The organism is Kocuria sp. CPCC 205260, assembly GCF_040981045.1.
Classification (GTDB): Bacteria; Actinomycetota; Actinomycetes; order Actinomycetales; family Micrococcaceae; genus Kocuria; species Kocuria palustris.
Map to the genome: position 1 here is coordinate 221,675 of NZ_JAVKPT010000002.1, position 22,488 is coordinate 244,162.

Annotated in this window: 24 protein-coding genes; 18 read left to right on the forward strand and 6 right to left on the reverse strand. The window is 70.2% G+C overall.

Annotated elements, in window-relative coordinates; genetic code table 11:
- The first annotated feature begins 113 nt into the window (after nt 1-113).
- From RF645_RS05660 to RF645_RS05685, 6 genes are all read left to right on the forward strand, one after another.
- Nucleotides 114-599 (forward strand): hypothetical protein, encoded by a 486-nt coding sequence (locus tag RF645_RS05660; protein WP_368818714.1) that lies wholly within the window; start codon nt 114-116, stop codon nt 597-599.
- On the forward strand, nt 592-1,365 hold the full coding sequence (locus RF645_RS05665; RefSeq protein ID WP_368818715.1) for a hypothetical protein: 774 nt from the start codon (nt 592-594) through the stop codon (nt 1,363-1,365). Before RF645_RS05660 ends, RF645_RS05665 begins: the two co-directional genes overlap by 8 nt.
- On the forward strand, nt 1,362-2,057 hold the full coding sequence (locus tag RF645_RS05670) for a hypothetical protein (RefSeq protein WP_368818716.1): 696 nt from the start codon (nt 1,362-1,364) through the stop codon (nt 2,055-2,057). The genes RF645_RS05665 and RF645_RS05670 overlap by 4 nt, the downstream gene beginning before the upstream one ends.
- A 104-nt stretch (nt 2,058-2,161) precedes the next feature.
- Entirely contained in the window at nt 2,162-3,562 is a 1,401-nt protein-coding gene (locus RF645_RS05675) for an NAD(P)/FAD-dependent oxidoreductase (RefSeq protein WP_368818854.1), read from the forward strand.
- Nucleotides 3,563-3,726: 164 nt separating this feature from the next.
- Nucleotides 3,727-4,677: an L-lactate dehydrogenase gene (locus tag RF645_RS05680; protein ID WP_024289564.1), complete on the forward strand. Its 951-nt coding sequence runs from the start codon at nt 3,727-3,729 to the stop codon at nt 4,675-4,677.
- 151 nt (nt 4,678-4,828) lie between these two features.
- Nucleotides 4,829-6,430 carry an L-lactate permease gene (locus tag RF645_RS05685; protein WP_368818717.1) on the forward strand — a complete coding sequence of 534 codons (1,602 nt, stop codon included), beginning with the start codon at nt 4,829-4,831 and terminating at the stop codon, nt 6,428-6,430.
- 99 nt (nt 6,431-6,529) lie between these two features.
- On the opposite strand, the gene RF645_RS05690 is transcribed toward RF645_RS05685, so the two are convergent.
- The gene (locus RF645_RS05690) at nt 6,530-7,105 is read right to left on the reverse strand and encodes a DUF421 domain-containing protein (RefSeq protein WP_368818718.1); all 576 of its coding nucleotides are present in this window, start codon (nt 7,103-7,105) and stop codon (nt 6,530-6,532) included.
- 148 nt (nt 7,106-7,253) lie between these two features.
- On the opposite strand from RF645_RS05690, the gene RF645_RS05695 reads away from it, so the two are divergent.
- Nucleotides 7,254-7,574 (forward strand): nucleotide pyrophosphohydrolase, encoded by a 321-nt coding sequence (locus RF645_RS05695; protein ID WP_368818719.1) that lies wholly within the window; start codon nt 7,254-7,256, stop codon nt 7,572-7,574.
- Nucleotides 7,561-9,327: a DUF2075 domain-containing protein gene (locus tag RF645_RS05700; protein ID WP_058871914.1), complete on the forward strand. Its 1,767-nt coding sequence runs from the start codon at nt 7,561-7,563 to the stop codon at nt 9,325-9,327. Before RF645_RS05695 ends, RF645_RS05700 begins: the two co-directional genes overlap by 14 nt.
- Before the next feature lie 63 nt (nt 9,328-9,390).
- On the opposite strand, the gene RF645_RS05705 is transcribed toward RF645_RS05700, so the two are convergent.
- Both RF645_RS05705 and RF645_RS05710 read right to left on the reverse strand, forming a co-directional pair.
- Nucleotides 9,391-10,107, reverse strand: a complete 717-nt coding sequence (locus tag RF645_RS05705) for a hypothetical protein (protein ID WP_368818720.1) — start codon at nt 10,105-10,107, stop codon at nt 9,391-9,393.
- 91 nt (nt 10,108-10,198) lie between these two features.
- Nucleotides 10,199-11,683: a YdiU family protein gene (locus tag RF645_RS05710; RefSeq protein ID WP_368818721.1), complete on the reverse strand. Its 1,485-nt coding sequence runs from the start codon at nt 11,681-11,683 to the stop codon at nt 10,199-10,201.
- A gap of 270 nt (nt 11,684-11,953) precedes the next feature.
- On the opposite strand from RF645_RS05710, the gene RF645_RS05715 reads away from it, so the two are divergent.
- The 7 genes from RF645_RS05715 to RF645_RS05745 all read left to right on the forward strand — a co-directional run bounded on the left by RF645_RS05715 (nt 11,954) and on the right by RF645_RS05745 (nt 17,660).
- The gene (locus RF645_RS05715) at nt 11,954-12,898 is read left to right on the forward strand and encodes a winged helix DNA-binding domain-containing protein (RefSeq protein ID WP_137802985.1); all 945 of its coding nucleotides are present in this window, start codon (nt 11,954-11,956) and stop codon (nt 12,896-12,898) included.
- A 121-nt stretch (nt 12,899-13,019) separates the two neighbouring features.
- Nucleotides 13,020-14,327 (forward strand): aromatic amino acid transport family protein, encoded by a 1,308-nt coding sequence (locus RF645_RS05720; protein ID WP_137802986.1) that lies wholly within the window; start codon nt 13,020-13,022, stop codon nt 14,325-14,327.
- Between the two features lie 430 nt (nt 14,328-14,757).
- Entirely contained in the window at nt 14,758-15,537 is a 780-nt protein-coding gene (locus tag RF645_RS05725) for a glycosyltransferase (protein WP_368818722.1), read from the forward strand.
- Nucleotides 15,534-16,070: a hypothetical protein gene (locus RF645_RS05730; protein WP_249933882.1), complete on the forward strand. Its 537-nt coding sequence runs from the start codon at nt 15,534-15,536 to the stop codon at nt 16,068-16,070. Before RF645_RS05725 ends, RF645_RS05730 begins: the two co-directional genes overlap by 4 nt.
- Nucleotides 16,067-16,312, forward strand: coding sequence for a hypothetical protein (locus tag RF645_RS05735; RefSeq protein WP_368818723.1), 246 nt, complete (start codon nt 16,067-16,069; stop codon nt 16,310-16,312). Before RF645_RS05730 ends, RF645_RS05735 begins: the two co-directional genes overlap by 4 nt.
- Nucleotides 16,312-17,208: a Dyp-type peroxidase gene (locus RF645_RS05740; protein ID WP_368818724.1), complete on the forward strand. Its 897-nt coding sequence runs from the start codon at nt 16,312-16,314 to the stop codon at nt 17,206-17,208. Before RF645_RS05735 ends, RF645_RS05740 begins: the two co-directional genes overlap by 1 nt.
- Nucleotides 17,187-17,660: a Dyp-type peroxidase gene (locus tag RF645_RS05745; protein WP_349774090.1), complete on the forward strand. Its 474-nt coding sequence runs from the start codon at nt 17,187-17,189 to the stop codon at nt 17,658-17,660. Before RF645_RS05740 ends, RF645_RS05745 begins: the two co-directional genes overlap by 22 nt.
- A gap of 46 nt (nt 17,661-17,706) precedes the next feature.
- Here the strand turns inward: RF645_RS05745 and RF645_RS05750 are convergent, their stop codons facing one another.
- The 3 genes from RF645_RS05750 to RF645_RS05760 all read right to left on the reverse strand — a co-directional run bounded on the left by RF645_RS05750 (nt 17,707) and on the right by RF645_RS05760 (nt 19,663).
- Nucleotides 17,707-18,315, reverse strand: a complete 609-nt coding sequence (locus RF645_RS05750; RefSeq protein WP_137802989.1) for a hypothetical protein — start codon at nt 18,313-18,315, stop codon at nt 17,707-17,709.
- A 72-nt stretch (nt 18,316-18,387) separates the two neighbouring features.
- A complete protein-coding gene (locus RF645_RS05755) occupies nt 18,388-18,594 on the reverse strand; it encodes a YrhK family protein (RefSeq protein ID WP_137802990.1) in 207 nt (68 codons plus the stop codon).
- Nucleotides 18,595-18,676: 82 nt separating this feature from the next.
- A complete protein-coding gene (locus RF645_RS05760) occupies nt 18,677-19,663 on the reverse strand; it encodes a TIGR03571 family LLM class oxidoreductase (protein ID WP_368818725.1) in 987 nt (328 codons plus the stop codon).
- A gap of 45 nt (nt 19,664-19,708) precedes the next feature.
- On the opposite strand from RF645_RS05760, the gene RF645_RS05765 reads away from it, so the two are divergent.
- From RF645_RS05765 to RF645_RS05775, 3 genes are all read left to right on the forward strand, one after another.
- Nucleotides 19,709-20,341: a hypothetical protein gene (locus RF645_RS05765; protein WP_259902944.1), complete on the forward strand. Its 633-nt coding sequence runs from the start codon at nt 19,709-19,711 to the stop codon at nt 20,339-20,341.
- Nucleotides 20,342-20,418: 77 nt separating this feature from the next.
- Nucleotides 20,419-20,943, forward strand: coding sequence for a DUF4282 domain-containing protein (locus tag RF645_RS05770; RefSeq protein ID WP_368818726.1), 525 nt, complete (start codon nt 20,419-20,421; stop codon nt 20,941-20,943).
- Between the two features lie 158 nt (nt 20,944-21,101).
- Complete coding sequence (locus RF645_RS05775) at nt 21,102-22,469, forward strand: CHAD domain-containing protein (protein ID WP_368818727.1); 1,368 nt, start codon at nt 21,102-21,104, stop codon at nt 22,467-22,469.
- Nucleotides 22,470-22,488: the final 19 nt, after the last annotated feature.

Here is a 22,488-nt window from a genome sequence, read left to right on the forward strand (position 1 = left end):
TGCAGGAGTGTTTCGGTTTGATCACGATCACATCGCGGGACTCGAAAGTGCACTGCTCATCTGGGCACGGTGGGGCTATGGAGACACTTCCTGCGACTCCGACGGCGGACCGGGTGACGCATGCGCTGCGCGCCGTGCAGCGGCGATTCCGTCCGGTCTGGTGGCACCGTCTGCCCGAAGGACTCGACACTGACCACCATGCTCGTGATCGCGGGCTGGCCGTCATGCTCGTCCTCACGCTGAAGGTCGCCGACCGCAGCTATCACCGCAACATGTCGCGCATGTGGGCCGACCTGGGCGCCGCTCCCGGCCACGCCGAGGCCGCACCTCCGCTGGACGATCCGCGCACCCTGCAGCTCAGGGCGGCCCAGGGCGCCTCCCAGGAGGCCCGGGGCTCGGCCTTGTGTGATGACCTCGGGATCAGCGCGGACGAGGCCCTCGAACGGCTCCGGGAGCTCGAGGACTTCGGTCTGATCAAGGGCTACCGGCGGTTCCTCGAGAGCCGCTGGGAGGAGAGCCGCTGGTATCGGAGCACCCCTGTGGGCGAATCCGCGCTGGCCGGCCAGCTGGCGGCCATGAGGCAGGACTCCCATGCGTGAGCACACGCCATACGCCGCAGGAGATGCGTTGACAGCTCCGCGGGAGAGCTCGTGGGCTGACGTCGACGTCGCCCTGGAGCAGGCGCAACGGCGGTTGCATCCTCGCTGGTGGGCCAGCTTGCCCGAGGCCGCTCTGCTCCTGGTCGCACTCACCGCCATACTCAGCTCCGTTGCCTGGGGATGGCTGATCTTGGTCTGCATCAGCATCCTGATCATCTTCGGACGCATGCGCCCTGCTCTGGTGGGGGCCGAACACCGCTACCCCGCGTATGGCCCGGCCTCCGTCTCGCTCCTTGTGTCGAAGTCCCTCGCGCTGATCTGGATCATCTGGGCCATCTGGAGCGTGCCGGAAGGCCGCCCGCTGGGCACATCCTTCGCGCTGGCACTCCTCACCGTGACTTTCGTCGGAATTCTCGAGCTGCTCACCCAGCGGATGCTGGCCACCTCGATGCCCAGTGCCGGTCTGCGGTGGGCCTCCCTGGCCAGACGACCCGAACTGCATTCGGCACTTCGTGACCCGGTTGTCCTGCGGGCCATGGTGATCCTTCACCCCACACGGAAGATGCGAGTGACGCAGCTGGCCGCCGACCTGGAGCTGGACCGTGACCGCGCAGAGGCCGTTGTCGAGGACCTGGCTGGTCAGGGGCTGGTCACGCTCCGGAGGAAGATCGTCGACGGCCCCGACCGTCTCTGGGCGAGTTCCATGGGCCGCGGCCAGACAGTGCTGGAGGCGCACCTGGCAGCCATCCAGAGAGGAGCAGAATGACCACCGCTCAGCCCAACCCGTCTCCCGCGCAACGGCTCGGACAGCGGCTCATGCCGGGGCGGTTCGACTTCCTGGTCTTCACCCTGGCGGGGTTCTGGTATCTCCTGGCGAACTGGGCGGGTTCCCCATGGCTCATGGTGGCAGCATCCACCGTCGCCCTGATCGCGGGATGCCTTGGCCAGTTCCTCCGTCATCGCCGCGACGACGCGGTGGCGCACCAGCGCTTCGGCATGAATGGCCGGCTGGGCTGGGGGATCGCCGCGATCTGGCTGACAGCCGCTGTCGCCGTTTTCGTCTTGGGGGTGGTCTTCGACCCGCAGGAGTGGCCGGCGTGGAGCCGGGGCGCTCTGGCCTTTGCGGTTGCCTTCGGACTTCTGATCACCGGCCGCCGATGGCTTGCCGCGAGATCTCAGCACATCGCCCAGTCCCCTGGGCCTGCATTCTCACTCCGTGCGGATCCCCGAGGGACCCCCGACGACGTTCTGTGCGATCTGCTGTCCCGTACCCAGATGATGCGCGTCGACGCCCTCTCGGTGGACCTCTCGATCCCACCCGAAGAGCTCGGCCCGCGCCTGGAGTCACTGATGGACGCTGGCGTCGTCGGCCGCAGGATGAAGGACGACGGCCCCGTGGACGACCACCATTGGGTGCACCTGAGCTTCCACGGGGAGCAGCAGCTCACCACCGCCTGACACCTCCGCCGAGTGGACGCCCAGTTGCGCTGTTCGGCCCGATAGCGCAACTGAGCATCCACTCGGCGGGGTGTGGCGGGCGTAGCGTGGGAGGCATGTCTGAGATGCAGCGAAGTGTCGACGTCGTCGTGGTCGGCGGCGGATCCGTGGGCGAGAACGTGGCCCAGTACGCGATCGAGGGCGGGCTGTCCGCGGCGATCGTGGAGCACGAGCTGATGGGCGGCGAGTGCTCCTACTACGCCTGCATGCCCTCGAAGGCGCTGCTGCGCCCGCTGGAAGTCGTGGCCGCCGCGCAGCACCTGCCCGGGGTGACCGGCGCGCACACGGACGCGGACGCGATGCTGGCTCGCCGCGACAGCTTCGTCTCCCACTACGACGACGCCGGCCAGGTCTCCTGGGCCGAAGGCGCCGGGGCGGCCGTCGTGCGCGGTCACGGCGAGCTGAGCGGCGAGCGTACGGTGCGCGTGCGGGCCGACGACGGCAGCGAGCAGACCCTGCACGCCGAGCGCGCCGTGGTGATCGCCACCGGCAGCACCGCGTCGATCCCGTCGATCTACGACGGACTCGGTGCTTGGACCTCGCGCGATGCGACCGGCGTCCGCGAGATCCCGCAGCGCCTGGCGATCGTGGGCGGCGGCGTGGTCGCCTGCGAGGCCGCCGCCTGGATGGCGGGGCTCGGCTCGCAAGTCACCATGCTGGTCCGCGGAGAGACACTGCTGGGCGGCATGGAGCCGTTCGCCGGCGAGCACGTGGCGGACGGGCTGCGCCGGGCGGGGGTCGAGATCCGCTTCGGGGCCTCGGTGTCTGCGGCTTCCCGTCCCGACGTCCGCGACACCGGCCTGGGCAGGATCCACGGCGGCCCGGTCTCGCTGTCGCTGGGCGACGACGAGCTCGAGGTCGACGAGCTGCTCGTGGCCACCGGGCGCCGACCGGCTCTGGATGCCGTGGGGCTGGAGTCGGTGGGTCTGGAACCCGACGACGTTCTGGCCGACCGCCTGCCGTCGTGGCTCCACAGCGTGGGCGATGCCTCCGGCGCCGCCATGCTCACCCACACCGGCAAGCACGAAGCCCGCGTGCTCGGCTCCCGCCTGGCCGCTGAGGCCGGGATGGCGCCCGCCGAGACGCCCGAGCCCCAGGACGTCCCCGTGCCGCAGGTGGTCTTCACCGACCCGCAGGTCGCCGCCGTGGGATGCACCGAGGCGCAGGCCCGCGAGAGCGGTCTCGATGTCGTGGTCGCGCAGGTGCCATACGGATCCGCGGCCGGATCGGCGCTGCTGCGCGACGACGTCGACGGCACCGCCCAGCTCGTGGTCGACCGCGGCGCGGGAGTCGTGGTGGGTGCGACTTTCGTGGGCCCGGAGGCCGCCGAGCTGCTGCACGCTGCCACGATCGCGATCGTGGGCCGGGTTCCGGTGTCCCTGCTGCGCCATGCCGTCCCGGCCTATCCCACGGTCTCGGAGCTGTGGCTGCGCCTGCTGGAGGAGCTCCCCCGCGACCTCCGCTGACCCCAGCCCCGCCCACCCCGCCCCCTCCTCGCCGAGTGGGAGCGGGGCGCAGTGTGGGTTCATGCCTGAATGAGACGTGAACGGGACATAATCCCTCCGCACAGCTGACAGAAAACCACGACAACCCCACACGAAACGACATGCCCTCCTCGTAGCGTGAAGGCATGAACAGGAACTCGAAACTCACCGTCGTCGGAGCCGGAGCCGTCGGATCGAGCGTGGCCTACGCCGCCATGATCCGCGGATCCGCCCGCCACATCGCCCTCTACGACATCGCCGCCGAGAAGACCGAGGCCGAGGTGCTCGACCTCGCCCACGGCAGCCAGTTCACCGGCGGAACCGACATCGTCGGCAGCAGCGATATCGAGGTCGCTCGCGACTCGGACATCGTCGTCATCACCGCCGGCGCCAAGCAGAAGCCGGGGCAGTCCCGCCGCGAGCTCGCCGACACCAACGCCCGGATCACCCGCACCCTGATGGAGCAGCTGCTGTCGGTGGCCCCGGAGGCCGTCTACGTCATCGTCACCAACCCGTGCGATCCCATGGCCATGGTCGCCCAGGAGTTCTCCGGTCTGCCGGCCAACCAGGTCTTCTCCTCCGGCACCACGCTGGACACCTCCCGACTGCGGTGGCTGCTGGCGGACCGGGCCGATGTGTCGCGCACGAGCGTGCACGCGCACATCGTCGGCGAGCACGGCGACTCCGAGTTCGCCCTGTGGTCCACTGCCTCGATCGGCACCGTGCCGATCCTGGAGTGGACCCGCGACGGGCAGAAAGTCTTCACCCGCGAATCCCTCGACGCCCTGACCGACGAGGTCCGGGGCGCGGCCTACAAGGTCATCCAGGGCAAGGGCGCCACCAACTACGCGATCGGGCTGTCGAGCGCGCGCATCGTCGAGGCCGTGCTCGGGGCGCAGAACGCCGTGCTCAACGTGGCCCCGGTGCTCTCCGACTTCCAAGGGATCGACGGCGTCGCCTTGTCGGTGCCGTGCATCGTCGGCGAGGACGGCGCCTTCCCCATCCGCGAGACCCCGTTCTCCGACGACGAGCTGACCAAGCTGCGCGACTCCGCCGAGACGCTGCGCGAGGTCGTCGACGGCCTCAGCGCCGGCTGAGCCGCACCCCCGTCGCCGAGTGGATACCCAGTTGCGCTATCCGAGCGAACAGCGCAACTGAGTATCCACTCGGCGGGGTGGGGGTGGGGGTTCGACGCCCACCGCCCCCGCACTCGATCGCGCCCTCCCTCCAACCCGGAAGACCTCTCCCATGTGGACCCAGAACATCGACCCACTGGGCAGCCTCGCCCTGTCTGCGATCGTGGCCGCCCTGCCCATCCTCGTCTTCCTGCTGTGCATGATGGCGCTGAAGCTCTCCGGGCTGACATCCGCGATCATCGCGCTCGTCCTGCAGGTCATCGTCTCCGTGGCCGTGTTCGGAATGCCCGTCTCCGCCGCTGGCGGCGCGGGACTGCTGGGGCTGCTCACGGCCCTGTGGCCGATCGCGTACATCGTGGTCATGGCCGTGTGGCTCTACCGGATCACCGTGCGCTCAGGACGGTTCGACGTCATCCGCTCCTCGATCGCCGGCGTCTCCGATGACCAGCGCGTCCAGGTCCTGCTGATCTCCTTCGCCTTCGGCTGCTTTCTCGAGGGCGTGGCCGGCTTCGGCGTGCCGATCGCGATCTGCGCAGCGCTGCTCGTGCAGCTGGGCTTCAAGCCGGTGCGCGCCGCCGTCCTGTCCCTGGTGGGCAACGTGGCCGCCGGCGCCTACGGGGCCATCGGCCTCCCCGTGCTCGTGGGTGCGCAGGTCACCGGGCTGGAGGTCCACGAGCTGTCCCGAGCCCTGGTGCTGCTGCTGCAGCCCCTGACCTTCCTGGTCCCCTTCCTCATGGTCCTCATGCTCGGCGGGCTGCGCAGCCTGCGCGAGACCTGGCCCGCAGCGCTCGTGGTGTCGCTGGCCTTCAATCTGGTTCAGGGCGGGCTGCTGTGGTTCGTGGGTCCCGAGCTCGCCGACCTGGCGGCCGGACTGGTCGGCATGGTGGCCCTCATGGGGCTGTCGCGGATCTGGAAGCCGTCGCGGATCTCCCGTCCGGAGGGCGCCCCGGAGCCCGACGGCACCCGGACGACGGCCCGCGACGTCCTGGTCGCCTGGAGCCCCTTCTACATCCTCTCGATCCTCATGCTGATCTGGTCCGTCCCGGCGGTGAAGGCGCTGTTCTCGACCGGCGCGCTCAGCGCCACCACCTTCCAGGTGCCCATGCCGGGGCTCACCGGCCAGGTCATCGCCGCCTCCGGTGCGGTCGTGGAGGCCACCTGGTCGTTCTCGATCCTGGGCGCCACCGGCACCGCGATCCTGATCGCCGTGATCCTGAGCTTCCTGAGCACCCCGCAGGTCGACGCCAAGGCGCTTTTCGAGGAGCTGCGCACCACGCTGACCTCGCTCGGCCCGGCGATCGCGCTGATCGCCGTCATCCTGGTGCTGGCCAACCTGGCCAACTACTCCGGCGGCTCCACGGCCATGGGGCAGGCGCTGGCCGCCGTCGGCCCGATCTTCCCGCTGATCGCCCCGATCATCGGCTGGATCGGCGTGTTCCTCACCGGCTCGGTGACCAACAACAACACCCTGTTCGGGCCGCTGCAGTTCGCCACGGCGGAGGGCATCGGAGCGGCTCCAGCAACCCTGGTCGGCGCCAACACCGCCAGCGGCACCACGGCCAAGGTCGTCTCGCCGCAGTCGATCGCCATCGCCGCCGGCGCCGTGGGGCTCTCCGGGCGCGAGGCCGAGATCCTGCGCGGCTCCATCGGCTACAGCTTGGGCATGCTGGGGTTCATGTGCCTGTGGAGCTTCGCGCTGGCAGCCCTGCTCTGACCCCTTCCCCTCCCGCCGAGTGGATCCCCAGTTGCGCTGTTCGCCCGAACTGCGCAACTGAGCATCCACTCGGCGAGGTGGGAGCGCGGATCAGGGGGCTCATGGTCCGGGAGGCGTCTCGGAGAGCACCAGCTCCGACCCGATCACGCCGTCGAGCATCTCCGGACCGATCAGCTCTCCGGTGCGGATCACGCTGAGGCCGCCGGTGGATTCCAGGATCACGCACTGGACCTGGTCCTGATGCGAGATCCCGCGATGGCGCAGCACGCCATAGACCTCGCGCGGGGTGAGGTGGGTGCGCCGCAGGGCGGAGTCCACGAACCGGCCGTGGGCCATGATCACCCGGGGCCGCGTGCGCAGCCCGGGGACGCCGGCGGCCTGCTGCAACGCGCCGAAGGCCGCCTCCAGCAGCAGGAGAGTGAGCAGCCCGATCGCCCCTGCCGCCAGCGTGGGCGGGTGCCCGATGATCACGCGGCCGGCCACCGATCCGAGCATGATCAGCACGACGGCGTCGAAGCCCGTCCAGCCCGAGAGCACCCGCACGCCGAACACGCGGACCAGCAGCAGGAAGGCCAGGTAGATCCCGATCGCCGAGACCACCACCACGGGGATGCGCCACAGCTCGATCCCCAGGTGGTCGATGAATGCCTGCGTCCAGCCGCCCGGTGGTGTCATGCCCTCCATCTTGGCCGATGGCGTGCGACCGTCGTCGCTCCTCCGTCGCCATCCCCTCCTCACCCCGCCGAGTGGATCCCCAGTTGCGCTGTTCGGGCGGACAGCGCAACTGGGGATCCACTCGGCGGGGGTTTGCTACGTTGACCGCATGCCTGCCGATGACGTGATGCCGCAGCTGCGGGAATTCGTCCGCGAGCGCGACTGGGCGCAGTTCCACTCCCCCGAGAACCTGGCCAAGTCCATCAGCATCGAGGCCGCCGAGCTGCTCGAGTGCTTCCAGTGGTCCGGCCAGGCGGACCAGGCCGAGGTGGAGTCCGAGCTCGCCGACGTCCTGACGTACGCGTATCTGCTGGCCGATCGCCTGGGGGTCGATCCGCACGGGATCATGCGGCAGAAGCTGGCCGTGACCGAGCAGAAGTACCCGGTCGAGAAGGCCCGCGGCAGGAGCACCAAGCATGACCGGCTCTGAGGGCTCCGTCGTTCCGTTCACGATCGAGCGGATGCCGTTCACCGCCCAGGCCATCGATCGCGGCGGCCTGGAGATGGAGATGTTCCGGGACTGGCCGATCGTCTATCTGCTGGACGACGCCCGCCGGGTCTACGTCGGCGAATCCCTGCACGGCGTCTCCAGGATGCGCCAGCACCAGGCCTCCGAGGCCAAGCAGGGCATGCGCACCCTGCGACTGGTGCTCAGCGAGATGTTCAACAAGTCCGTGTGCCTGGATCTCGAGTCCACGCTGATCCGCCTCTTCCAGGGCGACGGCAGCTTCCACGTCGTCAATCGCAATATCGGGATCGTCGACGCCGGTTATTACCAGCGCGAGCGCTACCGAGAGGCCTTCCGCGAGATCTTCGAGGAGCTGCGCGCCGGCGGCATGTTCCAGCGGACGATCCCGCAGATCGAGAACAGCGAGCTCTACAAGTTCTCGCCGTTCAAGACGCTCACCGCGGATCAGGCGGTCGCCGTCGGGGAGATCGTGGAATCCCTGCTGCAGGACTTCGAGTCCGACGACGGCGGCATCAGCATCATCCAGGGCGATCCCGGGACCGGGAAGACCATCGTCGCGGTCTATCTGCTCAAGCTCCTGTCGGATATCGCCGCATATCAGGACGGCGATGAGGCCGACCCTGAGGAGATGTTCTCCGAGCATTTCGACGAGAGCACCCGGGATCTCATGGCTGATCGGAGGATGGCGTTCGTCGTCCCGCAGGAATCGCTGCGTCACGCCATTCAGGGCGTGTTCTCCCGGCTTCCGTCGATGTCCGAGGTGAAGGTCCTGACGGCCTTCGAGGTCGGCGAGAGCGAGGAGGACTTCGATCTCGTGATCGTGGACGAGGCGCACCGGCTGAACCAGTACGCCATGCAGGCCCACGGCACGCAGCTGAAGCGATTCCGGGATATCACCACGAAGCTCTTCGGGCATCTCGATGAGGACAAGAACCAGCTCGACTGGATCCGCGCCAAGTCCAGGCACGTGGTGCTGATGCTGGACCTGCACCAGAGCGTCCGGCCTGCGGACATCCCCCGCGCCGAGCTGGAGGCCGTCGTCGGGCAGGCGCGCGAGCGCGGCCGGGTCCACCCCCTGCACACCCAGATGCGGGCCGCAGGCGGCAACGACTACATCGCCTACGTGCGGGATCTGATGGCCGGGCGGTCCCCTGAGCGTCGGCTCAGCTTCGGCGAGTACGAGTTCACCATGTTCGACGACGCCGGGGCCCTCAAGAATCGCATCGAAGCGCTGGAGCCCGAATACGGGCTGTGCCGGATGACTGCGGGATTCGCCTGGCCGTGGCGCTCGAATCCTCGCGGCAAGATCCGGGCAGATCACGACTTCGAACTGGACGGCACAGCGTTCCGCTGGAACTCCGTGACCACGGACTGGGTCAACTCCCCCAAGGCCCCGTCGGAGGTCGGCTCGATCCACACCCTGCAGGGCTACGACCTCAACTACGCCGGGGTGATCATCGGCCCGGAGCTGCGCTTCGATCCCGACGAGCAGCGGCTGTGGGTCGATCGGGCGCACTACGCGGACCGCAACGGCAAGATCGACAACAGGCTGCGCGGCCAGACGACGACCGACGACGATCTCCTGCACTACGTGACCAACGCCTATGCCGTGCTGCTGACCCGCGGCATGCGAGGAACGTTCGTCTACGTCTGCGATCCGCAGCTGCGCCGCCACCTGGAGCGCTTCATCCCCAAGGCCGCCCCGCTTCCCTGAGACCCTCCCACCCCACCCCGCCGAGTGGATACCCAGTTGCGCTAAGGCAGCGAACAGCGCAACTCAGTGTCCACTCGGCAGAAGGAGGGGGAACAGGGCCACCAGGGAGAAGGCCACGCCCGCGAGCACCAGCCCCCACCCCATCACCGGGCGGAGGTCGCGGGAGGTCACCCAGTCATAGACCGCAGTAACCCTCCGGGCGGCCGTCGGCACTCGCGGCCAGGCCCAGGCCGCCAGCAGGTACGGGCCCACCAGAGTCAGCAGGAACGGCAGGAAGGCGACCGTCTGCCACAGGATGTCGTGGCTGAGACCGGTAAGGATGCGCCCGACGACATACATCGTCGCGAAGCCGCTGAATCCCAGGAACGTGTTCACGAACCCGACGCCGGCCATGCGCAGCCGATCCCCGTGCGGCACGTTCTCCGGCACGGTCGGGGCAGGGCGGGGGCGGCGGGCCCGCCGCAGCACCACCGCGCCGGCGATCAGGACCACGACGGCGGCCACGAGATCCACGGCGCGGCGGATGAGCACCGCCTCGACGTCGCTGCGGGCGGCGTCGATCCAGGTGTTCGGGTCGACAGTGCGGAAGACCAGCAGCATGACCGTGGAGCCGACGGCCAGACCCGCGGCCAGGGCGGCGATCGGCGGTTCGGGGCGCGAGGCGCGCGTCAGCACCCGCAGGCTGACGCCGTAGAGCGTGGGGCTGAACCCCACGACGAGGCCCAGCCCCAGCAGCATCGGCGTCGCCGCGACGACGGCTGCGATCTCAGTCCACCCCATGCGCCCCAGTGTCCCCGCCGAGTGGATGCTCAGTTGCGCTATCGGGGCGAATTGCGCAACTGGGTATCCACTCGGCGGGAGAGGGGGAGGGTCAGGTTCCGCAGTAGGTCGTGAACGGGCGCGCACCAGGGGCCGTGCCCGAGGACTCCAGGCCCGCGAAGTCCACGTGCTCCTGGAACGGCGAGCGCACGGCCGCCAGCAGCCGCTCGTACGCAGCGAGATCCCCCGCCTCCGCGCGATCCAGAGCGTGCTGCAGGTGGTGGTTGCGCGGGATGTAAACCGGGTTCACCGAGGCCATGAGATCGCGCTGCTGCTCCGCCGACGGATCGCCGAACCGGGTCAGCAGGTCGCGGCGCTCGGAGTCCCAGGCCCGGAAGGCCGCGGCGTCGTCGAACAGCGACTCGGCAGCCCCGAAGCTCAGCGCGCGGAAGAACGCCGTGAAGTCCTGCCGGTTCTCCTGCAGCAGCCCGAAGGTCCGCTCCACGAACGCGTCCAGCGCCGAGAGCGCGGCATCGCGCTCCTCATCCGGCAGCCCGTCGACGTCGAGCCCGATCTTGCGCCCCATCCCCCGCGAGAGCGCCTCCCGGAAGGCCGGCGCGTACTCGTGGAGCACCTCGGTCACGGCCTCCACACCGGCGTCGGAATCATCCGGCGCCACAAGATCCACGAGCGACTCCGCGAACCGCGACAGGTTCCACAGCCCGATCTCCGCTTGGCGCCCGTAGGCGTAGCGCGCCCCGCGGTCGATCGAGCTGAACACCGCCCCCAGGGAGAACTCGTCCACGAACGCGCACGGCCCGTAGTCGATGGTCTCCCCGGAGATCGTCATGTTGTCCGTGTTCATGACCCCGTGCACGAACCCCACGAGCATCCACTGCGCGATCAGCTGCGCCTGCGCGTGCACCACGCTGCGCAGCAGTTCCAGCGGCGGATTCTCCGACGACGCCGCCTCGGGCCAGTGCCGCTGGATCGCGTAGTCGGCCAGCTCCCGTCGGGTCTCGAGCGAGCGCTGCGTGGCCGCGAACTCGAAGGTCCCCACGCGCAGGTGGCTGGCGGCCACGCGGGTCAGGATGGCCCCGGGTTCCGGCCCCTGTTGCCGCAGCACCTCCTCGCCGGTGCTCACGACGGCCAGCCCGCGCGTGGTGGGGATGCCGAGGGCGTGCATGGCCTCGCCCATCAGGTGCTCGCGCAGCATGGGCCCCAGCGGCGCCTTGCCGTCGCCGCCGCGGGAGAACGGGGTGCGCCCGGAGCCCTTCAGGTGCAGGTCGCGACGGCGGCCGTCGGAGTCCACCAGCTCGCCGAGCAGCAGCGCGCGGCCATCGCCGAGCACCGGATTGAACTGCCCGAACTGATGCCCCGAGTAGGCCTGCGCGTACATGGTCTCGGCGGTGTCGCCACTGAGCAGCGCGAGACCCTCCGGCGAGCGCAGCCAGTCCGGGCCCAGTCCGAGCTCGCGGGCCAGCTCGTCGTTCACGACGACAGCGCGCGGCTCTCGCACCGTCGCCGCCGCCCATTCGCGGGAGAGATCCGGCAGGGCTGCGGCGTAGGTGTGCTCGAAGGATGGAGAAGCGACCATGTCACCCAGGCTATCGACGACGACAACCGCCCCCTGCCGCCGAGGCCGCACATCTGCAGCCCATCGGCACCCTTGGGCTGCGCTGGTGCGGCGTCATCACCGCCCCTGCCGTGAGGCCGCACCTATGCGGGCCATCAGCCCCGATCAGCTGCGCTAGTGCGGCCTCGCGGCGAAGGGCCGGTGACTGGGGCTGGGAGCAGGCGGGAGGTGGCGGGCAGCTGGGGGCAGCGGGCAAGACGCAGCCGATGCACGCGCCAGTATCTTGATCCCATGCACCTGCGCAGCTTCCGCGATGTCCTGGCCCACCGCCTGATCGCCCAGGCCCTCGTGACCCCGCGCGCGGATGCCGCCGCGCACATGCTCGCCACGCAGGATCAGATCTACGCCGCGGGCGTCACCGCTCTGCAGATCCGCTCCGGCTCGGACGTCCTGCGAGAGATCAGCGAGCACCGCATCGTGCGCGCCTGGACGCAGCGAGGCACAGTGCACCTGGTCGCCGCGCAGGATGTCGGCTGGCTGACGCGGCTGTGCTCACCGCGCGTGGAGGCCGCCGCCGCCAAGCGCCGCCCTGGCCTGGGCCTCACCCCGCAGGACTGCGACCGCGCCCACGCCGCCTTCCGCGAGCGCCTGGCCGACGGGCCCCTGACCCGTCCGCAGGCCTACGACCTCTTCCGCACGATCGGGATCACCCCCGAGAAGGGCCCCGGCCAGCACCTGCTGCGCAGCTTCGGCGGCCAGGGAGACATCGTCCAGGGTCCGCGGGAGGGCAGCGACGACACCTTCCTGCTCGTCGAGCACCTGCCCACGCCTCAGCGGGAGCTCGACGGCGACGACGCCCTGCGCGAGCTGGCCGTTCGCTATCTCGTCTCGCACGGGCCCGCGACGGTCCAGGACCTCTCCTGGTGGTCGGGGCTGACGGTGCGCGACGCCAAACGAGCCGTCGAGCTGGCGGGGGACCACGCCGAGAAGGTGACGATCGAGGGCCGGACCGAGACCCTGTATGCGCCCCCGGAGGCCGAGCAGATCAGCGACGAGCAGCTCGACGCCGCGCTGCAGACCCAGCTCGAGCTGCCCGCCTTCGACGAGTACCTCATCGGCTACAAGGACCGCTCCGAGTTCCTGCCCGCCGAGCTGGTCCCGATCGTCGGGCCCACCAAGAACGGCATGTGCCGGCCGTTCCGCGTGCGGCAGGGGATCATCGCCACCGCCGCGTGACCTGCCCGCACCGCATGACGCTTGGATTGTTGAACAATCACGGTCGTGCCTGGTATACCGTGAGCCGTATCACTGAAGTCGCGTGCCACAGCGCCCGCACCCCCACAGGACGGAGACCACGGTGCCCCACGGATCCACCGCGGCCGGCAGCGCGGACATCCGCCCCGCGAACCCCGAGGACCCCCAGGGCCTTCAGACGCAGGGATCGAGCCCCCGCTTCGAGCTGAGCTGGACCATATCGCTGTTCGGCACCGCCGTCGGCGCCGGCGTCCTGTTCCTGCCCATCAACGCAGGCCTCGGCGGCATCTGGCCGCTGCTGATCGTCACGATCCTGATCGGGCCGATGACCTACCTGTCGCACCGGGCGCTCTCGCGCTTCGTGTGCGCCTCCCCGGATCCGGGTGCCGACATCACGGTCGTGGCGCGCAAGGCCTTCGGCGAGGGCGTCGGGCGCGTCATCACCGTCCTGTACTTCCTGGCGATCTTCCCGATCGTGCTGATCTACGGCATCGGCATCACCAATACGGTGGACTCGCTGATGGTCAACCAGCTGGGCATGGGCTCGCTGCCGCGCTGGCTGCTCTCCGGCGTGCTGATCGCGCTGATGATGCTCGTGATGGTCTCGAGCCAGCGGATCATGCTGATCGTGACCCAGTGGCTGGTCTACCCGCTGATCGCGATCCTGCTCTTCGTCACGCTCTACCTCATCCCCAGCTGGAAGCTCGACGGCCTCACCGCCGCCCCGAGCGCCGGCGATCTGCTGATGTCGATCTGGCTCGTGATCCCCGTGCTGGTCTTCGCGTTCAACCACTCCCCGGCGATCTCGCAGTTCTCCCTGGCCATGCAGCGCCAGTACGGCCCCCGCGCCAGCGAGCGCGCCTCCGTCGTGCTGCGCCGCACCGCCGCCCTGCTGGTCATCTTCACCATGGGCTTCGTGTGGTCCTGCGTCCTGTCTCTGGGCGTCGACGGCCTCCAGGAGGCCAAGGACGCCAACCTGCCGGTCCTGTCGCATCTGGCCAACGTGCACGGCAGCCCGTTCATCGCCTACCTGGGCCCGGTCGTGGCGCTGGCGGCGATCGCCTCCTCGTTCTTCGGGCACTACCTGGGCGCGGCGGAGGGTGCTGCGGGCATCGTCCGGTCGATGGTCGACGCCGACGGCTCCAAGGTCAGCGATCGAGCCCTGCACATCGGCATCGCGGCGTTCATCTTCCTGAGCACCTGGGCCGCTGCGATCATCAACCCCTCGATCCTGTCCATGATCGAGTCGATCGCGGGCCCCGTGATCGCGATGATCCTCTACCTCATGCCCATGTACGCGATCCGGAAGATGCCCGCCCTGGCTCCGTACCGCGGGCGCCTGTCCAACGTGTTCGTCACGATCGCCGGCCTGGTGGCCGTCAGCGGCATCATCTACGGGCTGGTGTCCTGACCCTGATCGCAGCCAGCTCGGCCCGCTGAGCGTCACGACGACGCACCCCCTGCGCCTCCGCCCTCCGGTTAGTGACAGTTCGGCACCCCATCAGCGCTGATGGGGTGCCGAACTGTCACCAACCCCTGCGCGCCCCAGCGAGAATTCCACCTCTCACCTGCGAAGATATCGAGAATCAGGTCGTCTGCCGGGCGACACCTCCACGGACAATGACCAGAACGTGGACTCGCGCCAGCACACCGTCACCGACGGCGGCAGGGCCAACAAGGGCATCTTCTGAGCCGACGGCAGCGCTGAACGCCCCTCCGCAGGAGGCGGGTCTCACATCGAGACCCGCCCCCTGCCCCGCTGCGGGCACCTGCCCCGCGGATACGCTGGATGCCCGCATCGCAGCCCGTCCTTCGCGATGCCACCAGGAGGAACCCCCACCGTGACCGGCCACGCCGCTCCGAGACCCGGCATCAGCGTGGTCCTGCCTGTGCGCGACGACGCCCCCGCCCTGCGCCGCTGCCTGGCGGCCCTTGCCCGCCAGGACCGCCCCGCCGACGAGATCGTGGTCGTCGACAACGGGTCGAGCGACGACCTCCTCGCCGTCATCGCCGCCGCCGAACGGGACCAGGGCCTGCCGCTGCGCCTCCTGCAGGAGCCGCGTCCAGGGGTCTCATTCGCCGCCCACGCCGGTTACGACGCGGCCTCCCACGAGATCATCGCCCGCTGCGATGCCGACAGCATCCCGCCGTCGTCGTGGCTGGCACGCATCGAGCGGCAGCTGACGGCGGAGGACGACAAGCTGGTCGCCATCACCGGGGGCGGGCGCTTCGCCCCCGGGCCGCGCGCGCTGGGCCGCTCGCTGTGCGGCCTCTACCTGGGGCTCTACGGCCTCGCCTCCGGGCTGGCCCTGGCCCACCCGCCGCTATGGGGCTCCAACATGGCCATGCGCACCTCATGGTGGAACCGGGTCAGCCCACGACTCGCTCCGCGCCCGGGCATCCATGACGACTTCGAGCTGAGCTTCGAGCTGCAGCCCCACGAGGCCATCGCGCTGGACCGCGGGAGCATCATGCCGGTGTCGTGGCGGGCGGCCGTCTCCCCCCGTCGGCTGCTGGCCCAGCAGCGCATGGCCTGTCGGCTGCTGCTGCGGCGCTGGGAGCAGGAGCCGCCTTGGGAGCGGCATCGACGCCGATGGGCGGGACGCAGGTCGCCCCTGTGAGCGCCCTCGCCCGCCTCACGGCCTCCGCGCTGTGCTTCACGGGCATCGCCGTCGCCGCGGTCTACGCGCTCCAGGCACGCTGGGTGGACGTCGCGGTGCTGCTGCTCGTGGGGCTGGGGCAGGTCCTGTGCTTACTGGCCTTCCGCACCGCAGGAGCCAGGGCCACGGGCAGCCTGATCCTGCTCGTCGCCGGGGTGAGCGCCGCCGAGCTGCTCTACGAGCGCATCCTCCTGTGGGACCTCGTGATCCATCTGCTGGCCACGGGTGTGCTGACGGCGCTGTGGCGCAGCTTGCGCGGTCATGGCGACCCGACCGAGCGGCCGCGAGGCAGGGAGGGAGGGGCGACGGCGAGCAGGATCCGGGTCTGCGCCGCGGTGGGCCTCGTCCTGGCGGTGATCTGGGAGCTCATGGAGGCCGCGGGATCCGTGCTGGTCACCCCCGAGATCCACAACCCGCCCCTGGACACCGTGCTGGACATCGGCGCGGGGATGATCGGCGCGGCCATGGTGGGGCTGCGCCGCCGCCCGCTATGAAGAGCATCGCCCGAGTTCCCGATGACGCATCGATCCCCATCCTCATCGCCAACCTGCCGATCGCGCTGCGCGAGGGCTTCGAAACCTCGCTCATCATCGGCATCCTGGTCGCCGACGGCAACGCCCAGGACCTGGTCCGCGCTCAGGACCCGGACCTGGCCGATGAGATCGAGGGCGGCTTCGACGACGTCAACGGGCTGTCCGAGCCGCCGTCCGAGGTCGCCGGGACGGTCCTGCACTGATGAGCGACCAGCAGCCGACCGGCCCGGACCCGCAGCGAGCCGACGAGCAAGAGGCCACCGGCGGACGCACGCGGGGCTTCTCGCGGCGCCGCCTGGTGGCGGGCACCGGGCTGGCCGGGATGCTGGGCATCGCGGGCTTCGGCGGTGCGGCGATCGGCCGGGCCACGGCGGATCGCGGCAGCGGGCACTCCGAGCTGACCTATCCGTTCCGCGGCGATCGCCAGGCCGGGATCCTCACGCCGGCGCAGGACAACATGTACTTCGCCGCCTTCGACCTGGACACCGACGACGTCGAGAACGTGAAGGAGGTGCTCGGTGAGTGGACCGTGGCTGCCGAGCAGATGTGCGCCGGCGAGCTCGTGGGCGGGGAGCCGGATGCCAATCCGAACCGCCCGCCCAACGACACCGGCGAGGCTTGGGGCTATCCCCCGGCCGGGCTCACCATCACGTTCGGCTTCGGGGCCTCGTTCTTCGAGGACGAGGACGGCAGGGACCGCTTCGGGCTGCGCGAGCGCATGCCAGAGGTCCTCTCCGACGGCGTGCCAAAGTGCGCCAACGAAAAGCTGGTCCCCGGAGGCACCGGCGGGGACCTGATGATCCAGGCCTGCTCCAACGACCCGCAGGTCTGCGTCCACGCGATCCGCAATCTCACGCGCATCGGCTTCGGCACTGCCGTGCTGAAGTGGGGCCAGATCGGCTACGGGCGCACGTTGTCCACCTCGACCGAGCAGGAGACCCCGCGCAACCTGTTCGGGTTCAAGGACGGCACCGCGAACCTCAAGGCCGAGGACGGCGAGAGCACCCTGGTCGAGCACGTGTGGGTCCAGGACGGCGACGACGATGCAGCCGCGTGGTGTCCGGCGGCAGCTACCTCATGGCGCGCAAGATCCGCATGACCCTGGAGATCTGGGACCGGGTCCGGCTCTCGGAGCAGGAGCAGATCATGGGCCAGGACAAGCGCTTCGGGGCGCCGCTGTCCGTCGCGGAGCCTGAGGCCGAGGACGAGTTCGAGCCGCTGGACCTCAGCGCCCAGGGCGAGGACGGCCCGGCGTTCCCCGAGGACTCGCACGTGGCCATCGTGGCACCGGAGAGCAACGGCGGGCATCGGATGCTGCGCCGCGGCTACAACTACACCGACGGCAATGACTCCCTGGACCGCCTGGACGCGGGGCTGTTCTTCATCGCACTCACCCGCGATCCGCGCACCGGCTTCTATCCGATCCTGGAGCGGATGACCCAGAAGGATGCGCTCACGGAGTACCTGCAGCACGTGGGGTCGGCGCTGTTCGCCGTGCCGCCGGGCATGCGCGAAGGCGACACCATGGTGGGCCAGCGGCTCTTCGAGTGAGGCGCTGATCCGCAGTCGCCGACTCTGCGGTCGTCGGCCAGCGCGCTCAGGCGCGCGGCGGGGCGTCGACCGGGCGGTCATCGCGGTGCTTGCCGACGCCGCTCTGCGACGGCTGCGCGTCCCCTTCCGCCGACTGCTGATCAGCCTCTGCCTTCTCGGGCCGCTCGTCCGTCTCGGCGGCGGCGGCGGAATCAGGATCAGCGTCGTCGCTGTCGACGTCGAAGTACTCCATCGCCCAGCCGACGACCAGGCCCGTCGCGCCCATGACCAGCAGGGGCCGACGCACGCCGCGGCGCACCAGGAAGCGCTCGAACGCGCCGTCGAGGGCCAGTCCTGCCGCCGAGAGGCCGCTCATCAGCACGCCGACCGCTGCCGTCACACCGAGCAGCTGAGGCGTCCACCGCTGGTCGGCACCCTGCTCCTCCATCTGGTCCGCAGCAGCCGTTCGCGACGGCTCCAGGGCCTGCTCCCCCGCGTCGCGCCGCGTCATGATCCACACGAGGGCGCCTGCATAACCGATGCCCGGAGCGGCGATGATCGCAGCGCGCCCCGCCCCGCGCGCCCGGTGGAACGGGATCATCTCGCCCAGCCCTGAGCCGGCCGCGAAGGCCAGGGTCCGGGGTGCGTACAGCCTGCTCAGCGGAGGAAGTGCCATGCCCTCCACGGTAGGTGCGAACCGCGAGCGCGGCCAGAGGACCGGGCCCCGCCGGTCAGACACCGCCAGGGATCAGAAGTCCGTGGACGTCTCGTGCGGCTGAGCGGGGCGGAGGCGCTGCAGGTGCGTCCGGCGCACGAAGCGGATCGTGGGGCGCAGCATCATCTGGATCGAGCCGAGCACGAAGTCGTTGGCGATCGACAGCACCTCGTAGCGCTGCCGGATCACCAGCTCGTGGTGCCCCATGCGGATGTCCAGATCCCGATCCTGCTTCGTCATGCGCTGACCCTCCTGTGCTCCACGGGACCTGCGGCGGCAGGTCCACTCGTCGTCGCGGACCAGTGGACCAGACGAGAGCCGCTCACAGGTGAGGGACGACCTCCTGGCCGAGCTGCTCGATGACCTCGGCGGTGGGGCGGTCATCGCTCGCCTTGGCGAAGATGCAGTGCTCCAGGCCGATCTCCCGGTAGCGGTGCAGGGTCTCCACGAGGGCCTTCGACCCGGTGCGCAGGCCCAGGCTGATCTCCTGCGCGGGGGCGTCGGGATCCTCGAGCAGGTCCAGGCTCATGGACTGGATCAGCACCGGGTCGTTGCCCTGCCCGCGCCGCTGCACGGCCTGGCTCCACAGCCCGAAACGGCCCCTCTGCTCCTCGAACGGCCGGTAGTAGGTGGCCCAGGCATCGGCGTGGGCGGCGTTCCACTGCAGGGTCTGCTTGGCCGAGCCCACGATGACCTGCGGGATGCGGTGAGCGGGCGGGACCATGAGCTCGTACCCGTCGGTGGCCTGCAGAAGGTGCTCGCGCTCCTGCTCGTCAGGGCTCAGCGCGGAGCGCAGAAGGGCCCAGCGATCGCGGAACGCGTCGCGGCGATCGTCCAGGGAGGCGCCGAAGATCCCGAACTCCTCCGGGCGATCTCCCGTGGCCACGCCCAGCAGGAGCCTGCCGCCGCTGATCCGGTCCAGGGACAGGGCGGTCTTGGCCAGGTGCAGCGGGTGGCGCAGCGGCAGCACGGCCGCCGCCGTGCCCAGCGCGATCGTCGACGTGGCCCCTGCGAGCATCGACAGCCATTGGAACGGGTCGTCCAGCGACGACGCCAGCCGGTCCTGTCCCTGCGGGATCGCCAAGGGGACGTCGCGCGTCCACAGCGCGGCGATCCCCTGCGCCTCGGCGAGCTGCGCCAGCTTCCGAGCCTCGGCGGGATCGGCCATGGAGCCCTGGGGCTGCGGCGGCGGGGTCATCAGCCCGAGCGTCAGGCGGCCGTCGGGAGAGCGGACGGCCGCCATGGCCGGCGAGAGGTCCTGGTGCACAGGTGAGGCCTCCTGTCCCTGAGCGGCATCGCGAGACTCCACACTATCCAGACGTCCCGCTCCTGTATCGCGAGTACGGTGCCTCCCATGTCCTCCCCACAGCTGCACCGCTTCACCGGGCACATCGCAGGAGCTGGCACCGCCGAGGGGACTCGCCTGGTCCTGGGGTGCTGGACCCGCACGCCGCACGGGCCGTTCGCCGACGTCATGGTCGAGGACCGTGACGGCCATCGGATCCTGCTGGCACCCGATCGCTGGGTGGCCGATTTCGTCTCCGCGACCTACACCTTCGACGAGGTGCGCCTCGTCCCCGTCTCGGTGTCCCGCACGGGCCTGGGCCGGACGGGGCAGTGGGCGGTCCAGGCAGGACCTCTGGAGTGGCGCTTCCGGATCGGGGCGCGGGCGCCGCTGGGACATCTGCTGCGCCTGATCCCCCGACCGATCAGCCGCAGCCTCGCCTTCGCGCAGCTCAGCGATCCGATCGCCCGGGCCACGATGCCGGGGGTCCGCACTCTGGGTCAGGCCGCCCCGGGCCGCACCGAGTGGTACGCCGCCGACGATCTCCACCGGCTGAGGGGCAGCACCGCGATCTGGGAGGGGCAGAACCTGGGCGGCATGCGCGAGATGCTGCCCCCGCCGCGCTTCGGATTCAGCTCCACCCCTCGGCATCCGTCGCTCACCGCGGTGACCAGCACGGTCCGGATCGACTCCGCGGCGTGAGGCCTGCCCGCCTCCGATGGCCGCAGGGTCGCACGCATGCCCCGCTGACCATCCACCACCACCCTCAGGAGACCCCCATGTCCTTCTCCTCGCAGAACCCCCACGATCCGCAGCACAACCCGCAGGGCGGCCAGCCGAACCCGCAGGGCCAGCAGCCCAGCTACGGCGGGCCGACGTACGGCGGGGCGAACCAGCCGATGCAGCAGCCGGGTCAGCACCAGCAGCCCTCGTACTCCGCACCCCAGGGCGGCTACACCCAGCCCGGCGGCCAGCCCCAGGGTCATCCCGGCCGTCAGCCGGGGCAGGAGAAGGGGTTCTTCGCCGCCCTGTTCGACTTCTCCTTCAAGAACTACATCACCATCAAGTTCGCCTCGATCCTCTACATCGCGGGCATCGTGCTGCTGACGCTGGGCTGGTTCATCATGACGGTCGCCGCTTTCGCCACGGACAGCATGCTGGCCGGCATGGCCACGCTGATCTTCGGTCTGATCGTCCTGTTCATCTACATCGTGCTGTTCCGCCTGATGCTCGAGTTCTACGTGGCCATGGTCCGCACGGCCCAGAACACGTCGATCCTGGTGGATCGCGGCAACCGCCTCTGACGCGGGTCCGCCCGACGCCTCCACCGCCCGCCCGGTCGCCCCCTGCGACCGGGCGGGCGTCGTCTTCCCCAGGAATCCGGGCCTCCGCGCCGATAGGATCGGAACCACTCACCGATGAGGGAGCGATCCGTCACCGGCGCCCGACCGAGAGGACCGACATGCCCGCCGCAGAGACCTCCGAACCGCGGACGGTCCGCCTGCCGGGGCGGGCGAGCGCGCAGATCCAGCGCCTTCCGCTGCCGTCGCCGGCATCCGGAGAGGAGATGGCCGGCGCCGTCTTCCACGACACCGACGACCGCGCACTGCGCCGCCGCGGCATCACCCTGAGCCGCAGCGCGGACCCCGAGCGCGGCTGGCTGCTGAGCGTCCCCGAGGGCTACGACCACTGGGCCGTGGAGGTCCCGCGGCTGCGCAGCGCACCGGAGCGCCTGCCTGCCGCAGTGGCGCAGCTGCTCAGCGGGATCGTCGGGCAGGACGAGCTGATCGAGATCGACGACGACGGCCAGACCGCGGAGTCCGAGACCGGCGCCAAGGAATCGGCGAAGCCTGCCAAGAAGGCCCCGAGCAAGAAGGGCAAGGCGAAGAACCGCAAGGCCGTGGCGACGGGCGGTGAGCCCTCGGGCGTCGACGTCCTGCAGGCGGTGCTGGCTCAGCAGGCCGCGGCCCTGGAGCTGTGGGACCTGAAGGCGCGGCTGGACCTGCCGGACGCCCTGCATCAGCTGAGGGTCGCCGCGCGGTCCCTGCGCGGGCTGCTCAAGTCCGCGCGACCGTTCCTGGACCGCGGAGTCGCCGACGAGCTCGGCAATCGTCTCCAGCAGCTGGGCCGGTCCCTGTCCGCGGCCCGCGATGCCGAGGTCCTGGCCGAACAGCTTCCGGCACGTGCCGAGGCTCTCCAGGGGCGCGTGGGCGAGAAGACGGTGCAGGCGCTGGCGCAGACGGCTCTCAAGGACGCCGAGGCCTCGGCCGCCAAGGTGCGCGGCGGCGCGCAGCCGGAGCGGGCTGCCACTCTGGAGCTCGCCCGCTGCGCGGCACAGAACCCGCCCTTCACGGACAAGGGCCGGAAGAAGGCCGAGCGGCTGAGCCCGCGGCAGATGAGCGATCGGCTGGTGCGCCGCGCACTGCGCAAGGCAGCCAAGGAGACCGACCGCGCCCTGGCAGCCGACCGCGACGAGCAGCTGGATGCCGAGCAGCGCCTCGAGCACCTGCACACCGTCCGCAAGGCCACCAAGCGGGTCCGCTACGTCACCAAGGTCCTCACAGCCGCAGGCTTCCGCCCGGCCAAACCCATGCGCAAGCTCGGCAAGGCCGCCAAGAAGGCCCAGGACGCGCTCGGCGAGACCTTGGACGCCTCCGTGGCCGCCGCCTGGCTGCAGGACTCGGCCGCGGGGCTGCGTCGCGCCGGTGCCGACCCGTACGAACTCGGCCTGCTGACCGGCGCCGAGCTGCAGCGACTGGCGCACGGAGTCGACGACGGCTACGAGGTCATGGCGCGACTGGCCCGGCGGTTCGAGGACCACAGCAGCTGAGCCGACGGAGCTCCGGCGT